Source organism: Lysobacter sp. BMK333-48F3 (assembly GCF_019733395.1).
In the GTDB taxonomy this organism is placed as follows: Bacteria; Pseudomonadota; Gammaproteobacteria; order Xanthomonadales; family Xanthomonadaceae; genus Lysobacter.
Window position 1 is genome coordinate 1,595,789 of the sequence record NZ_JAIHOO010000001.1, and the last position, 16,307, is coordinate 1,612,095.

General features: G+C 60.6%; 10 protein-coding genes. 3 read left to right on the forward strand and 7 right to left on the reverse strand.

Going from position 1 to position 16,307, the window contains the following annotated elements; genetic code table 11:
* The first annotated feature begins 658 nt into the window (after positions 1 to 658).
* The 3 genes from K4L06_RS06715 to K4L06_RS06725 are packed head-to-tail and all read left to right on the forward strand — an operon-like array spanning position 659 to position 1,985.
* Positions 659 to 907 (forward strand): hypothetical protein, encoded by a 249-nt coding sequence (locus K4L06_RS06715; protein ID WP_221670667.1) that lies wholly within the window; start codon positions 659 to 661, stop codon positions 905 to 907.
* Complete coding sequence (locus K4L06_RS06720; protein ID WP_221670668.1) at positions 897 to 1,532, forward strand: AAA family ATPase; 636 nt, start codon at positions 897 to 899, stop codon at positions 1,530 to 1,532. The genes K4L06_RS06715 and K4L06_RS06720 overlap by 11 nt, the downstream gene beginning before the upstream one ends.
* Positions 1,533 to 1,556: 24 nt before the next feature.
* Positions 1,557 to 1,985, forward strand: a complete 429-nt coding sequence (locus K4L06_RS06725; RefSeq protein ID WP_221670669.1) for a hypothetical protein — start codon at positions 1,557 to 1,559, stop codon at positions 1,983 to 1,985.
* 76 nt (positions 1,986 to 2,061) lie between these two features.
* On the opposite strand, the gene K4L06_RS06730 is transcribed toward K4L06_RS06725, so the two are convergent.
* Genes K4L06_RS06730 through K4L06_RS06760 form a run of 7 tightly spaced genes read right to left on the reverse strand, consistent with a single transcriptional unit; the run spans position 2,062 to position 16,086 of the window.
* A complete protein-coding gene (locus K4L06_RS06730; RefSeq protein WP_221670670.1) occupies positions 2,062 to 5,130 on the reverse strand; it encodes a DEAD/DEAH box helicase family protein in 3,069 nt (1,022 codons plus the stop codon).
* Between the two features lie 4 nt (positions 5,131 to 5,134).
* Positions 5,135 to 6,199, reverse strand: coding sequence for a virulence RhuM family protein (locus K4L06_RS06735; RefSeq protein ID WP_343225733.1), 1,065 nt, complete (start codon positions 6,197 to 6,199; stop codon positions 5,135 to 5,137).
* Positions 6,196 to 8,184, reverse strand: a complete 1,989-nt coding sequence (locus tag K4L06_RS06740) for a site-specific DNA-methyltransferase (protein ID WP_343225734.1) — start codon at positions 8,182 to 8,184, stop codon at positions 6,196 to 6,198. The genes K4L06_RS06735 and K4L06_RS06740 overlap by 4 nt, the downstream gene beginning before the upstream one ends.
* Before the next feature lie 38 nt (positions 8,185 to 8,222).
* Positions 8,223 to 11,933, reverse strand: a complete 3,711-nt coding sequence (locus K4L06_RS22775; protein ID WP_221670672.1) for an AAA family ATPase — start codon at positions 11,931 to 11,933, stop codon at positions 8,223 to 8,225.
* 23 nt (positions 11,934 to 11,956) lie between these two features.
* Positions 11,957 to 12,712, reverse strand: a complete 756-nt coding sequence (locus tag K4L06_RS06750; protein WP_221670673.1) for a DUF4391 domain-containing protein — start codon at positions 12,710 to 12,712, stop codon at positions 11,957 to 11,959.
* Positions 12,709 to 15,903 carry a helicase-related protein gene (locus K4L06_RS06755; protein ID WP_221670674.1) on the reverse strand — a complete coding sequence of 1,065 codons (3,195 nt, stop codon included), beginning with the start codon at positions 15,901 to 15,903 and terminating at the stop codon, positions 12,709 to 12,711. The genes K4L06_RS06750 and K4L06_RS06755 overlap by 4 nt, the downstream gene beginning before the upstream one ends.
* Positions 15,904 to 15,906: 3 nt before the next feature.
* Positions 15,907 to 16,086, reverse strand: a complete 180-nt coding sequence (locus K4L06_RS06760; RefSeq protein WP_221670675.1) for a hypothetical protein — start codon at positions 16,084 to 16,086, stop codon at positions 15,907 to 15,909.
* Positions 16,087 to 16,307 lie beyond the last annotated feature (221 nt).

The following is a 16,307-nucleotide window of genomic DNA, read 5'->3' on the forward strand; positions in this document are numbered from 1 at the left end:
CCACCCGGGCAAGGACGCCCCTCACAACGGCCCGGCGGAGTTCCGGGCCGTTTTTTATTTGCCGATGCAAAAAGTGACGGAGCGCGCTAAGTGCCTGTTGTACCAAGGGCACGGGGCCGCCCCCTTCGGCGGTGGACCATTTTGTGGACCAATCGAGCCCAAAACCCCCGTTTGGACATTCTCCGCCAGCTCGAATGTCGCCGTGCGACGGGGGACATCAGCAACTAGCTGGCGGGCATCGATCGACTTTCGGATTGGCGCCAATAACGGGGGAATTATGAGAGTCGCTGCGCTCTCCTGCCGTCTATGTTGCCTCCACGCGCTCACGGCGCACTTGGGAGAGCTTAGATGGAAGGGAAATCAATACAGGTGTTGAGGATCGGCTGCGTCACCGCACAAGTCGGCTCAGCCGGGTAGCGTGTCAGGCGCGCGGGCACCAGCGCCGCTCATCGCCCACAACCAAGGGCTGCCCAGTGACTTGGTTCTGAGTCGCCTCGAAGGCGTTCGCCGCTTCGGCCCAGGCTGGATCGCCAGGTGCCCTGCGCATCGCGACCGCGATCCTAGCCTGTCCATCGCCGAGGGGGATGACAGTCGCGTACTGCTCCACTGCTTTGCCTTGTGCAACCCACTGGAGATCGTCACTGCGATTGGTCTGACCATGGCCGACCTCTTCGTCCGTGTCCCCAACGCTCGCACGTCGCCTGCAGAGCAAGCGCTGCTGCTCACCAGACTGCTTGATACTCGCCGGGCAACGACCTGGAAGGGTATCAAGCTTGAGCTCTCGGTGATTGCGGCCGCATGCACACAGTTGCGCGCCGGCATACCGCTGAGCGATATCGATAGCCAAAGGATGCTTTCAACCAGCGAACGGATCACCGCGGCACGGGAGGTGTTCCGTGGACGATAGCCTCGAAGCACGTGCTTACCAAGCATTGGCCGAGGAACGCCGTCGATATGAAAGGCGTGTCGATCTGGTCTGTGCGGCCAGCATTCCACCTCAAGCCATAGATTGGTTGTGGAGGAATTACCTGGCCTGCGGTGAGTTTCATCTGTTGGCAGGCGCTCCAGGGACAGGCAAGACCACGTTAGCCATGGAAATCGCCGCGGTTACCAGCGTCGGAGGCGACTGGCCTGACGGGTCGAGCTCCACGCAAGGCAAAGTGCTGATCTGGACGGGTGAAGACAGCATCGAGCACACGCTGGTCCCCCGACTTATGGCCGCTGGCGCCAACTTCTCAAACATCGATGTGGTGCAGGGCGTAACCAGTGGCGAAGACGCCAGGGCCTTTGAACCCTTGATGGATCTGCCGCTCTTGGAAGCGGAAGTGGAGCGCTTTTGGCAATGTACAGCTTGTAATCATGGATCCCATCGTCAACGCAGTCGCTGGCGATGGCCACAAGAACACGGAATTGCCCAGAAGCCTGCAGCCAGTCGTGGACATCGCCCAGCGAACCAAGTTGTGCGTCCTTGGAATATCCCACTTCGCCAAGGGCACCGCTGGAAGGTATGTCGTAGAACGCGTCACCGGTAGCCTAGCGTTTTCGCCTTAACTCGAATGGATTTGGTGACCGTCAGCGGGCGCGGCGAGGCCGAGGAGCGTCAACGGGCCTTGGTGCGGGCCAAGAGCAATCTTGGGCCTGATGGAGATGGCTTTTTTGTAATTGAAGCCATCGAAGTGGCAGAGGGCATTCCTGCCTCTATGATGATCTGGCAGAAGGCCCTGGTTGGTCAGGCTAATGAGTTGATGGCTCAACTCGAAGGCGTAAGGGCGAGCACCAGCAAGACCGATGAGGCCGCCAGCTGGCTCAAGTCCGCACTGTCGCTGGGGCCCAAGCCCTCAACCGCTCTCCTGGAGGAAGCAGCACAGGTGGGCTACACCGCGAAAATGATCCGCGGGACCTACGAGAAACTTGGGGTTGCCTGGGAGCGCGTCGGGTTCGGCCCCGGCAGTCACATAGTGTGGCGCCTTCCCAACGCTCATTGATGCCATACCAATCCATAGATGCCCACCCGTCGAGTGGGCATCTATGCGATCTAAGGCTTCTAAGGGAGCGGCGCCTTTAGAGCCGCGACAAGAGCCCTTCCACTGTGCGCTCTACAACATACTCGGCTGGCGACTCGCCAACCGCTAAGGCTTTGAAGTGCGCCTTGCCACAGTTGATCTTGCCCTCTTCGATCGGTCGCAACGCGTCGGTAAACAATCCGCCCTTGGTTTCGACCACGAAGTACAGGCGCTCCTTTCCATCTTCATCCACCACTAGGACCGCCCAGTCCGGGTTATAGGTACCGAGGGGGGTCGGGATCTTGAACCAGCCTGGTAGCTTGGCGTAGACCTTGATCGCGTCGTTTCGCTCCAGTTCGGTGACGAAGTCGCGCTCCACGTCCGAGTCGTAGACCACGTGCTCGTACACGGCCCTTTCCGTGTTCATAAGCATGTTGCCAATGTACCCGCGCAGTTCGTTCTCCTCGAACAGCTCCTGCGCATAGAAGTTAGCCACGCCGACGCGCTGGTACTTGATGCCGTCTACCAGGGCCAGTCGCTTGCAGCGGTTGATGGCTTCCGCGGTTTGCTCGATGAACTGCTGTGGGTTGCGCTTGAAGTCCTCTAGGCGACGGCTGCCGACCAGGATTCGCTGGATCGAACGTCGGGTGAGCTGGGTGCGGTCCTGCAGGTCGGTGAGCACATCGGGTAACTCGATGTCGTTTTCATCCAGCGTGACAATGGCGGATCCGCGCTGCTCTTCGGCCTCAACGCCGCCTCTGCCGATCGCCAATCCGGCTTTCCGCCACTGCAGCCGCGCCTTGGCGATGCGCGGTGACTCACGCACAGCCTCGATGCAGTCTTCGATCAGTTTCTCGTTGTCGAACTGCACCCGGTAGGTGGTGCGATGCTTGATACGGTCCCACAAGGCCTTAAATTCAGGGCTGTCCAGCACCGCGCGACGCACTGGAATGATGTCGAGGCGCTTGTTGGCATCCTTGATCTCCAGGCGCCCGGCCAGCTTGCGTAGGATAGCCACCACAGAGTCCCGCTGTGGCTCAAACGCGGCCGGCAATTGTACGGTTCCCTCCTTGATCGCGGTGCGCAAGGCGTCTTCGACCTTGCCCTTCGCCGTTAGGTAGCCCTGCTGCTGCAGCGCCGTCCAGAGCACCTTGGACTGCTCGACACCCAAGGGCGCCGCGCTTCCGTCGTCAGCCGCCACCGAAACCGCCGCGAATTGTTCCGGTGCGACGACACCAAACCGGATGCCGATCCCGGTCTTCGGGTCCTCCAGTTCCTGCTGCAGCCCTTCAGCGAAGGCCTCGAAGGTCTCGTTGGCGATCACGGTCAGGGTGTTGGTATCGAAGCCCTGCACGCGCTCACCCTGCTGGTTGACGCACAAACGCAGGCCACGACCGATTGACTGTCGCCGTTCACGCTCGGTACGGATGTCGCGCAAGGTACAGATCTGGAAGACATTCGGATTATCCCAGCCCTCTCGCAGCGCGGAGTGGGAGAAGATGAACTTGAGCGGCGTGGCTAGATCGAGCAGCTTTTCCTTGTCTCGCATGATCAGGTTGTAAGTGTCGTCATCGGCCTTGGTGTCGCCCTTGGTGTCCTTGAATACTTCGACGCTCTTGCCGCCCACCTTCTTCTTGTCCACAGAGAAGTAGCCGTTGTGCACGTCCTCGGCGACGTGCTCCATGTCCAGCTCCTTGAACAGGCTTTGATAGTCCGGGTGCTTCGCCCAGTGCCGATACTCTTCCTCGAAAATCTGGGCATAGACACCCTTCTGGGGGTTGCCGTCTTCGTCGTACTCGCGGTACTTGGCGACCTCGTCGATAAAGAACAATGAGAGCACCTTGATGCCCTTGGGCCGCAGGCGCTTCTCCTTGTCCAGGTGCTCCTTGATGGTGCGCTTGATCATCTGACGCTGTATCGCGAGCGGGTCGACATCGCCCCAGGCCTCTCCGGGCTTCAGGTAGACCTCGCCCCCGGGCACGCGAAGCTCCAGGTGCTCCGCACCGCGCCCCGAGCGGATCTCGCCAATCCGGCAGTCGCGGTACATCGCCCGCCCTGTCTCCTGCTCCAGGTCGAAGCCGTCCATCACCGTGACCTCGCGCCGGCGAACTGTTCCGCCTGATTCGACGTCCAGTTCCACCTTCGCTGACAAGGTGCCGCGGCTGTTCTTGACCGACAGAAGGCGCACGTAAGGCTTATTGTTGGCGCCTTCCACCGTGCCCGAGGCCACCTCGATCTGCTTGACTAGGCGCTGCTCATAGGCGTCCACCGCATCCAGGCGATAAACCATGTGGTGCTTGTCCACGTGGGTAGCCGAATAGCGTAGCGTGCACAACGGATGCATCCGCTCAAGCGCCTTGCGACCACGACCTTCCAAGCCGCCGTCCACGCTTTGGGGCTCATCCACGATCAGAATCGGGCGGGTGGCACGAATCAGATCGATCGGTTTCTCGCCGCCGGTTTTCTCGCTGGTGCGGTACATTACGTTCTTCGACTTTTCGCGGCGCTTGACCTCGTCAGATTCTTCCGCCGCCGCCGCGTCCTCGTCACCGAACTTGTTGATGGCGCCGACGGTAACCACCATCACCTGGATGTCCGGGCTTGTGGCGAAGTTGCGCACTTGGCCCAGCTTGGCCGCGTCATAGATGAAGTAGTCGCAGGGCGTGTTGGCATACAGACCGCGGAAGTGGTCGGCAGTGATCTGCAATGACTTGTACACGCCTTCCTTGATCGCCACGGACGGAACGACGATCACGAACTTGGTGAAACCGTAGCGCTTGTTCAGCTCAAAAACGGTACGCAGATAGACGTAGGTCTTGCCGGTGCCCGTTTCCATTTCCACTGTGAAGTCACCAGTGGATAGCGCCAACGACGGCGGCAGGCCATTGCGCAGTTGAATGGCCGACAAGTTGGCGTGCAGTTCGTCGTCCAGCAGGGTCAGCCGGTTGCCGATACCCAACGCCGACTCTTCCATGCCCTGCTCCAGCGCCAGCCCCATCTGCGGCGATGCCGTCCGCTGGGTGACGGTGAACTCGGTTCGGCAGATCTCCTGGCCACGGAACAGGTCGCAGACAGACTCGATGGCAGCCAACTGGTGCGATAGTTTTTCCTCGAAATGAAGTTTCATCGAATCAATCCGGCTTCTTCGGCTGCTTGGGCAAGCGCCTGGCGATGCCTTCCAGTGCCTTGATGTTCTCTCGGGCGCCTTCCTCTTCCAGCAGCACCCTGCGCTGCGCGGCAAACTGCTCGTACTCCTCAAGGGCCTTGGCGTCGGCCGCGACCTTGCTCACGTTGCCAGGGCTCGCCAACACGCGGCGGTCGTTGAAAGCTAGGAACTCATTGAGTTTGGTCTCCCAGTCCTTGAGAAATACTTCCTTGCGCCGCTTGGACTGGTCTTCGGCGAAATCCAGCCACATCACCACGATGCGGTTGAGTTCGGAAATCTCATCTTCGTGCAGATAGTTCTTGGCAACGGTCACGTCGGCCTTGCGCACGGATGCCCCCTTGCTGGTCATCAGTCCCATATTGGGCTGAGTGTGATCGGCACGTTGGTGGATCAGCTGGGGCGCCGTCAGCCCGGTCACGGCGAAGTGCAGCTTGTTCTGGATGGTCTGGAAGAACAGCGTGGTCTCTTTCGCACTTGGCAGGTAGTCCGCCGCCATCGCGAAGATCTCGCGCACACGCAGGTACATGCGCCGCTCGCTGGCGCGTATGTCGCGGATGCGCTCAAGCAGCTCATCGAAGTGATCCGGAACGCCGGAACCCTTGATCGGCGGGTTCTTCAGCCGCTCGTCGTCCATGGTGAATCCCTTCACCAGGTATTCGCTCAACCGATCCGTCGCCCATTGCCGGAACTGGGTGCCGCGGGTGGACCGCACGCGATAGCCCACAGCCAAGATGGCCTCCAAGCTGTAGTGATCTAGGGTCCGCCGGACCTGCCGATCACCTTCGGCCTGAACTATCCGGAATTTCCGGATAGTTCGTTCAGGTTGGCATTCCTCCTCGTCGTAGAGGTTGACCAAGTGCTCACTGATGGTCTTGCCGCTGACCTGGAAGAGCTCTGCCATCTGCGCCTGGGTCAACCACAGCGTCTCATCGTGGAACAGGCAGCGAACCCGGGTACGGCCATCGTCCGTGGTGTGGATCAGGAACTGGCCACCGGCCGTCATGTCTTGTGAAGGCATATCCAGGTTCACAGGCTGCGCACGTGCTGGATGCCGTGCTGGTCAAGGATCGCGGCGAGATTAGTCTTGGCCTCGTCGTTCTCGAAGGCGCTGTCGCGGAACACGCAGGTGGTGTCGCCAGCCGGGGCGAGCGTCTGGTGCCATTCGGCGATACCCAGTGCCAAGGGTTCGGCATCCTGTTTGCTGATGCGGGGGTCGAGGCAGGCCAACAGCACGCCGCCGCCGATGGCGTGGACCACCTTGCCGGCGATCTGGCGTTGTTCGATCCGCACGCACAGGTCCAAGCCGAGCTTGAGCAGCAGTTCGGTCAACACGTCCTGTTCGGTGCGGCCCGGAACGATATGTTCGACGCTGTCGACGAGATCCTTTTCCAGATCACCGCTGGGCTGCCAAGCGCGGATGTTGGACTGATCTAGCTTGTAGACGCGGAAGCCGGTGTCACCTGAAAACACTGGATTTTCGGACTTGACCTTGGAGCCGGCGCGGCGCAGGCGCTCTTTTGTCAGTTCGGCCACCGTGCGAGGGATTCCAAGCTTGTCGCAGTACTCGGAAGCCGCCTTTTGAACCTCATTTGCAGGGTCGAGAGGCTCCGGAATCTGCACGAGAACATATCTTCGCTTGTTCGCGTCAGCGGCACTCTGTTGCATAACAGCGTGACCAATCGGACCCGAGCCCGCGAAGAAATCAAGCACCAGCGCATCCTTACCGTCGACCATCTGAACTAGGTACCGGATAAGCTCAACGGGTTTTGGATAACCGTTAAAGAAAGCTCCAATCTCGTTTAGTTGTGCAGTCGCCTTCTGTGTTCCGCCAAACCCAGTCAGCACCGATACTACGTGACTCTGATAGTCCGACCGGCGTTTCACGGCCTCAATTGCACCGGTTCTTGAGATCACAAATGAAGTCTCTTGCCCCTTGCTGTCTTGAATTGCATTGCAACTATTGTTGATGAACTCAAGCGCCAAGTCCTTGGAGCTCCATCCGCTCTCGACGGCTACCGGGCTTACGAGCTTCCAGTCCTCGATAACTGCATCACTTAAATACACGGGCCATGGCGACGCTCGCCTTGAGATCTGCCCGCTCTCAAAGTCAGCAGGGAATCCTTTGGGCAAGGTGATCTTGCTCGCCGGGTTCTTTGGTCCATTCTTTACGATCGTGTTCCTTATCTCCGGTCTGAACAATTTGCTATCGGTGGGTGTAGATGGATCCATCACAGGCGGATGCGGAAAGCTCTCCGCTGACTTCGCGTATAGAAGCACGTACTCATGACAGATCTTGACCTTCGCTTGGTTGTCAAAATTTCCATCCGTGCGCCAACTAAACTGCGCCAAAAAATTCTCTTCGCCGAAGACCTCGTCAAGCATGGCTCTAACCTTTGCTACCTCGATGTCATCTATCGCGCAGAGCATCGCGCCGTCTTCGCGTAGCAGATTCCGCGCCAACTTCATTCTCGGATACATCATGTTGAGCCAGTCGGTGTGGAATCGTCCCGACGCTTCCGTGTTAGAGCTGATCTTTCGGCCGCCCTCCGCCTGGCCGGTCAGCTCCATATAGTTCTTGATGCTGTCCTGGAAGTTGTCCGGATAGACGAAGTCCTTGCCGGTGTTGTACGGCGGATCGATATAGATCAACTTCACCTTGCCGGCGTAGCTCTTCTGCAGCAGTTTTAACACTTCGAGGTTATCGCCCTCGATCATCAGGTTCTGGGTGGTGTCCCAGTCCACGCTGTCTTCCGGGCACGGCCGCAACGTGCCGGTGCTGGGCGTCAGCGCCAATTGGCGGGCGCGGCGCTTGCCGTGCCAGTTCAGCCCGTACTTTTCCTCCGCATCACTCGCAGTCGCGTCGCCCACCAGCTGCTTGAGCACATCGACGTTGATCGCCGCACCATCCGAGCTCTCGGTGATCAGCTCCGGGAACAGCGCCTTGAGCTGGGCGATGTTGTCGGCCAATAGATCGGCAGACTGGGCAATGGGGTCGGTTGAGGTGATTTTCTTCACGGGGAACTCGCTGTATCGGGGTATGGGTGGGCCACCTGTCATTGCAGATGCTCGCGAATGAGGCGTTGGACCTGGACGAGGTCGAAGCCTGTTTGACTACTTTCCGTGGAAGTGACCAGCACACCTGCAGGACCGATGCCCTCTTCCGCCGGCACGATGCCATTGCGGCGATACCAGGCCAGCTTCTTCTCCCATCCGCGTCGGTAGTCATCGCGTTCGAGCATGCCCAGGTGCTCCCAATAGATCAGGCGTCCGGATATCTCATCATCAATGGTGAAGTCCGGATAACGGGTTTCTCCGCCGAGGGTCAGCGGCTTCTCGTACGCGGGGGTTATGCCGGCATGACGCAACGCCTCGAAGATGACCAACTCGGACTTGGAACGGACGGCCAGGCCGGTGCTGGTCCGGTGAACCAAGCCCTCCTGCAGGAAGATGCTGCCCTTGGCCTGGGGAAACTCCTGCATTCGACACGCCTGCAGCAGAGCGGTCTGGCGCCGCGCCGTTTCTGAACGGTGCGCGCCTGTGAAGTCCTTGAGTTGGCTGCGCGGACCTTGGTGCATCACCACGACTCGGTCCTGGTGCCGGGTCAAGGCGGTGTAGATCAGCTCGCGGGATAGAATCGGGTGCCCTTCTGGCAGCACTAGGATCACCAGCTTGAACTGGCTGCCCTGGGACTTGTGCACCGTCAGTGCGTAGGCGAGCTCCAGCGCGGCGGCGCCTTCGTCGGCAAAGTCAGAGTTGAAAAAGCTGTAGGTGTAGCCAGGCTGCGAGGAGAATTCCGCATGCAGGATCTTGGGGTTTCCGCGCGTCTTCCACTGTCCCACGGTGACGCCAATTTCGCCGTTTGCCAGGTAGCCCAGCGCGCCCGGCTCTGGGTATACCCGCTTCCCTGCACGTTTGTGGTTGGCGATATTGATCACCTTGTCGCCGTACACCACACGCTCCGCGCCGAACGGTTTTGGTATCGAGCGCCAGGGCCGAGTCGCCAAGTCCAGGAACGTCTTGCGGAATCTGGCGTGGATCTGCCGATTGATGTCTCCGACACCGAAGGGCATGCCACGCAGTGGACTCAGAATTTGCCAAGCCTCTACCGCTTCAACTGCACCGGCCTTGCCGGATTTGGTGGCGTTGAAGTAGTCGTACTCCGCTGTGGCCGTTGCGCCCATGGCGATGTTGAAGCCTCGGATGTCTTCCGGCCCGTCGAGTTGGAGTTCGTCCACCAACACATCGATGAGACGGGCCTGGAAATCCTCAGAGGTGTGCCATTCGACGAAGCGGATGGTGTCGTGTTCGTTGTCGCCTGCGGAGAACACATCGTCCTCGCCTGCGCCAGGCGGCGTTGCGCTGAACCAGCGGGCCAGCCGCAGATCGGCTCGTTCCACACCTACTTGCCGGCGCTCAATGGTCAGCTCGGCATAGCCTGGAGAAACCCGTGGGAACTTCGACTCGTAGTCGCCTGGACGCAGTTTGGCGATGATGTCGACGAACGGCCGGCCGGCCCCAATGGGTGGGAGCTGCGCCGGATCGCCGACAAAGACAAAACGCTTTACACCTTGCAGGGCATCGAACAACGCTCCGAGCATGTCCTCGGTCAGCATCGACGACTCGTCAACAATGACCGTGCCGTAGCCGGTGGCCTTGGGGCCATCGCTCATGACGTAACGACCGGCCTTGCCGTCATAACGACCGTGCTGGTTTAGAAACTGGGCGATGGTGAAGGCCTTAGCGCCGCCACCGCCGGCCAGCTCCTGCATCCGAACCCGAGCCTTGCCGGTGGGCGCCAGCAAGAGCAAACCATCGGCCACGACCTGAGATTGCGCGCATAGCAGGCCCAGCACCGTGGTCTTGCCTGCGCCAGCAGGACCCGCCAGCACAGAGAATCGGGCCTCGGCCAGTTCGGCGAGGGCCGCTGCCTTTTCCTGACGGGCACGCGACTCCTCTGCATCGGTAGTGGCGCCGAACTTTCCATCCAGCAGGCCTCGCCAATCCTGCGTCACTGCGTGACGCTGGCCGCCTATGCGACCAATGACCTGCTTCTGCACAAGCGCCGAGATGTCACGGTAGCGATCGAGCTGAAATGCCTCCGTATCGCCCGCGGCGATTGGGACGATATCTGGCCCCATCTCGCTAGCTCGCGCGGACAAGATGTCACCGGTAACCGGGCAGCTCGGCCGAACCGAGTAGCGACGCACGGCCTCCACCAGCTGATCCTTCAGCAGCAAGGTGTTTCCGGTGCTGGCCGCGGACTCCAAAGCATCGATGCAGAACGCTCTGATTCGGCGCAAGTCGAGTGGCGAGTCGAGCTGGGACGGCGGATCCAGAGGATGCTGGAGACGCACGACATCGTCAGGGAACACGCCGCGATCCACCGCGAGCAAGTGGATTCCATCAGGGTCGTGTCGGGTGATCTCAAAGAGTTGATACGGATTCTGCAGAATTGCTCGATCGCTGACTTGCCACCCGGCCTTCCTGCGCGCGGCCTCTTCGTACAATACGTCGGCTTGTTCTGCAGAGAGCTCGAATCGGCTCAGCAACTTCAGAAAAGCGCGACGCTCGCTGCTCAGCTTCTTCCAGGTGGGAGCCAGCTCCTTGAAGTCCCGCCTCAGTTCCTGTGGGAGTCCCGCGCCGGATTCGGCAAACGTCCTGTCAAGGACCGGCCATGGGTCGGCGTTCTCGCCCGCCATCTGCTGCAAGGCGTGCGCCACGAATATCCCGCGCGTCAGTCCGAATGCGGACAACACCGCACCCAAACCTGGATATGGACCGCGAACTTTCCACAGGCGCACCAGCTCATCGCGAATCCACTGCCGCTGCCACTCGGTGTCCATGCCGAGGTCGTCCTGCATGGCCGACAAGGCCGAATCCATCGCCAACAGCCCGGCGATGGCACCGTCATGCGTGACGAGTTCGCTCGCGTAGGAAAATTCCTCCCAGTGTTCGTTCGGTGCCTGAGCGGTATAGCGTTCCAGCTCAAGACCCGGTTCCGCCTCAGCGCGCTGGAGCAGCTCCTGATACGGCATCAGGAATCCGTCCTTGCCGTTGGGGCGTATGGAATGCTGGATCGGGCGCTCCCAGACCATGCCGCGCATCCCTTCTTCCTTGCGCTGGTATTCGGTCAGTGGCGCCATGGCCTTGACCCGTCCTGCGCCGATCAGGATGCGGCCGGTTCCCTCCACGAACGGCACATGCTTGGCATAGAACAAGCAAAGAGACTTTTCAGGCTGGACGTGTGCAGCAAAGGCTTCTAGGAGTGCCCCCTGGTTTGAGCCCTCATGAATCCAGGGAGAGTCGTACTTAAGTTCCGGCTCGCGATCCTCTTCCACGTCCAGGTCGTATAGGTCGCCCCGCGGCCTCATGTTCTCCTTCATCATCCAACGAAAGGGGACCACGCCAGCGGAGTACGCCGGGTAGCGTTGCGCAGTCGGCAAGAAATGGCCGTAGTGCTCCTTGTCGACGTTGGCCAGCGCATGCTGCTTGAATATCTCCAACTCGAACGGCGCCATGAAAGCTGCGCGTTCGTTCACACATGGTGGCCACTGGCCGTGTTCCAGTGCTTCGAGGCTCATGCCGGCCAGAGGCGCTTCCAACTCGTCCTGCTTGCTGGTGGCGATGCCTTTGAGCTTGGCGCAAGCACCATTTAGGCGAGGTGCGCGGCAGACCGTCCCCTGCCACCCCGAGTCGTGCCAAGGCACGCGAATCGACAGGTGGCGGGTTGGGAACTCAAGACTTTGGGATGCGTTGGTCGGCACGCGGCACGTCCTTATGAGTTGGTTTACAGTCCTGAACGGGCTGAGGAGAGTTCATCCAGAAATCGGCGAAGTTCGATATTGATCTCCACCTGTGTCGCCATCTGAGACGCCTTCGAGGCAGCGACGCGCAGCGCGTTGATCCGCTCTTGAAGGGTGATGCAGGCATGCAGCGCCTGGCGACGTGCCGCGACCAGTTCGGCAGAGTCCAGCTGATTGAAGGCGCCCGTAATCACAGCTGCCTGCAGCGCGAGCCCGGTGTCCAGCCAGCCCTGGTAGAGCGCGTACAGCGTGGCGCGAGGCTGGCGGGCCATGTCCATAGCTTGCAGGAAGGCTGCCTGGATCTCCCTGTCGGAGGGTTGCATGGTCACGACTGAAGGCTCGCCGTCCAAGACAACCCTGTCGACTTCGTTGAGGGCATTGCGTTTGTGCGCCAGCGACAGTCCGACCCTGCCGCTATGGTCAATTAGCAACAGCACTGGATACGGGACAGCGCGGTGCATCAGCTCTATCAGGCGAACTGCCTTGGCCCTCCCTTGCAGCACGATGTGAAGTACCGCGATCTCCACGTACTCCCGAGTTTCGTCCCTGAACTCGGGCACGCCACAGGTCGCTGGTTTCAGTGCGGCCAACCAGCGGATCTCTTCGATGCCATCGTTGATCAGTCGCTTGTCGACCGCGGTGGGAGCGCCGTTCTCCAGCAGCAGTTTTTTTGGGACGCGCTGATCGACCCGGGCACCCGCCGGCAGGTTTAGGGCTGCGATCACCGCCTCGACCGTCACGTGCTGGTTCCGGGAAGAACGGCCAGATAGGCGACGACTTCAAAATCGCCACTGCCCGCGAACTCGCCTCGAATCGCGTGGGTTCCACCAGGCGTGAACAGACTGGCGACGGCACGCTCCTCGCTCTTGCCGACGACTGACGCGACCGCCGCAGCCAGCAGCTGCTGAGCAGCTTTCATGTCTTCACCGTCGCGAGTCTGCCTGTCGAAGCGGGCACAGGCGGCTGCGTCGGGAAGGTCGCGTCCCAAGGCCAGCCGCTTGAGCCGATCGAGGATCCGCTTGGCCTGCGTATGGGGCAGCAGCATTGCGCCGTCGTCGCCCACGTGCACCAGATAATGCGGCGCCAACGGGTAACCAGGGTCGATGGCCTTTGCGGCGCTTGCCCCCTCCGCGCGGAGGCAGAAGACGATGCCGGCGGGGATGTCTGCATCGTTGCTGGTTGTAACCGCCATGGTGCCCAGCGGCAGGCTTTCGAGCTTGCCTGGATGTGCCTTCAGGTACTCAGCCAGGTCGATGCGGAAGTCAGTCAGGGTCAGATCCGTAATCGACACGCCACTGGACAGGTCCTCCATGTCGATCACCGCATCCTGCAGCTTGAGCAGCTGCTTGCGGCGATACTCCAGGTCGTTCATTGGATCGCCTGAATCAGTTTGGATCAGGTTTTCCTCACCAGTGGCAGAGATGTCCAGCAGCACCATCTTGCCGCTGACGCGCTGTTCGAGGTTGATGTACTCGTCCAGCTCCATGTTCGGCCAGAAGTTAACCAGCTGGATCTGCTCGTTCGGCGAGCCGATACGGTCGATACGACCGAAGCGCTGGATGATCCGCACCGGGTTCCAATGGATGTCGTAGTTGATCAGCCAGTCGCAGTCCTGAAGGTTCTGACCCTCGGATATGCAATCGGTGGCGATCAGCAGGTCCAACTCGCCTTCCGCCGCCATGTCCTTCGGTCGCTCCTTCGAGCGCGGGGAGAATGCGGTGAGGATGGCGCCAAGGTCCTTGCTCAGTCGCGGCAAGGTAGCCTGGTTGCGACCCGACCCCGTGACCAAGGCGGTGTCGATGCCCAATGTCTCCTTGGCCCACAGCGCCAGATTCTCGTAGAGATAGTAAGCGGTATCGGCGAAGGCGGTGAAGACAATGACCTTGCGGTTGCCTGGGTTGCTCGGGCGCTGGCACTTTTGCGAGATGGTTTCGCGCAGTGCCTTTAGCTTGGCGTCACGGCCGGCATCAACCTGCCGTGCCGCAGACAGCAATGTCGAAAGACGATTGCGATCCTCGATCAGATCTTGGCGCCAGCGGATCAGGTCCACATCGCCCAGCAGCACCTTGATGCGCTTGCCGACCAGCAGGCTCTCGAACGCAGGATCGTCGATGTCGACGTTGGCGATGTCGATTTCCTCGATCTCGCCGGATTTTGCTTCGATGCGGTCCAAGGTGGCTTCGACATCCTTCAGCTGGCGCTCGACGGTCAGGCTGAAAGACGACACTGCGCTTTCCATGCGCTTGAGCACGTTCACCCGCAGAAGGTGGATCAGGCTCTCTTCACGGTCGGCCTGACGGAAGAAGCCTTCGCCACCGCGGACCTGGGTGCTGTACTTCTCGTCGTAGACTGCCTGCTTGTGGGGCAACACATAGCGCAGGGGCGCATAGGCGGCCAGTTTCAGTCGCCGGATCTCGTCGTTGATCTCGCGGATTGAACGGAACTCGCCAGCCCGATCGACATCGGGTTTGATATTGATCGGCTTGAGACGCTTCGGGAAGCGGCCGGTCTCGGTGGTGCCGTAGTACTTTTCGATGTGCTTGCGCGACCGGGCGATGGTGAGGTGGTCGAGCAGCGTGAAGTAGTCGAATCCCAACATCTCGATCAGGCACGAGGGCGTGCGGGCTGCATCTTCGAGGTCAAGCCAGCGATTGAACTGAGTCTGGGCCTTGCGGGTGGTGGCCTCGATGCTGGCGATGCCGTGCTCGACCATGGCTAGGTCGTCGCCTTCAGTAGCGAAGGCAATCTGGTTGCGCAGGTCGGCCAACCGGTTGTTGACCGGAGTGGCTGACAGCATCAGCACACGCGTCTTCACACCCTCGCGGATGATCTGGCGCATCAGGCGGTGATAGCGGGACTCCCGCTCTTTACGCGTGCTCTTGTTGCGAAAGTTGTGCGACTCATCGATAACAACCAGGTCGTAATTGCCCCAGTTCACGTGCGACAGGTTGATGTCGCCTGACAGACCGCGGTCCCGGGACAGGTCGGTGTGGTTGAGTACGTCGTAGTTGAGACGGTCGGCGGCGAGGACGTTGCGGCGGTCGTTGCCCTTGTAGAGCGTCCAGTTGTCGCGCAGACGTTTGGGACACAGCACCAGGACCCGGTCGTTGCGCAGCTCGTGATACTTGATGACCGCGAGCGCCTCGAACGTCTTACCAAGACCGACGCTGTCGGCGATGATGCAGCCGCCGAACCGTTCCAGCTTGTCGATCGCGCCCACTACGCCGTCACGCTGAAACTTGAAAAGCTTCTTCCAGATCACCGTGTTGCGGATTCCGGTGGCCGATTTGATGATGCGTTCCTCGTCCATCTGCTCACCCTGCTCCGAGAAGAGCTGGTGCAGGATCAAGGCGTAGACTGAGGCTGGATCCTGATGGGCCGCCAGCGACGCAAAGGAATCGATGAGGCGTTGCTTGGCTTCGGGTTGAGCTTGGAGAGCTGCCCACTGCACGTCGAACCACTGGCTGAGGTGCTGGCTCTCCTCCGGCGTCTCCGACGCCTGGATCAGGCTGAGCGGATTGCCTGGCGTGGTACCGAGGCCTTCGGTGCTGAGCGCGAACGACCCCAGCACGACTTGTCGGGGATGGGCTTGAGCGTCCCGCAGTACCAGGGCCGCCTGAGGAACACCACCGACGGCGCGCCGGACCTCCGCCTTGGCCGCCAGCCACTCAGAGAAGCGCTTCGCCAGCCATCGCGTCTGCAGTTGATTCCTGGAGGCTCGATCGCCCTCAGACCCCAGAGGCGCGAGGTCGGCGCCCTCATGGGGGAGCAATAGCCTGGCCTTTTCTAGCCGAGCTGCCTCCGTCATCAGCTCCGCGAAGGCGAACAGGGACAGTGCGGGGGTGACAGCATCCAGATGGTGACCGGACAGCATCCCGGTGCGGACAAGATCGATGACTCGCTCAGCGCCGACATTTCTGATGATCTTCATGCGTCAGGTCGCCGCCTTCTTCTGCGAAGGCGGCGAGAGCTTCGCCTGTCGGGCGTACTCCAACACCAGTATTTCGACCATCGACGCGACCGAGCGATGCTCCCGCTCCGCTGCCATACGCAGGAGATCCTTGATCTCCCTAGTCGTGCGAAGAGTCAGTGTCTGGTTCTTGGCGCGGGGCATGGCGGCGGTCCATGAGGCGGTACTGCGAATGTACTGCCTTGCGCGGTGCCTTACAACGGCGCCCATGTTCCTCCGCTTTGCTGCGCAGATCCCTGCGTGGCGATCCTAGCGGGAGTCGCTCTGCACTCGACGCTCCACTTCGAGCATGGTTACTCGTTCACGCGCTTCGGCCAGCGCGGCTTGTACGGCCTGACGTTCCGACCACTCAGCCAAAAGCGCCT

Bases quoted from the DNA above. Each gene is read 5' to 3' on its own strand.
- K4L06_RS06725 (WP_221670669.1), top strand. From the start codon at position 1,557: ATGGATTTGGTGACCGTCAGCGGGCGCGGCGAGGCCGAGGAGCGTCAA.
- K4L06_RS06760 (WP_221670675.1), bottom strand. From the start codon at position 16,086: ATGCCCCGCGCCAAGAACCAGACACTGACTCTTCGCACGACTAGGGAG.
- K4L06_RS06715 (WP_221670667.1), top strand. From the start codon at position 659: ATGGCCGACCTCTTCGTCCGTGTCCCCAACGCTCGCACGTCGCCTGCA.
- K4L06_RS06730 (WP_221670670.1), bottom strand. From the start codon at position 5,130: ATGAAACTTCATTTCGAGGAAAAACTATCGCACCAGTTGGCTGCCATC.
- K4L06_RS06755 (WP_221670674.1), bottom strand. From the start codon at position 15,903: ATGAAGATCATCAGAAATGTCGGCGCTGAGCGAGTCATCGATCTTGTC.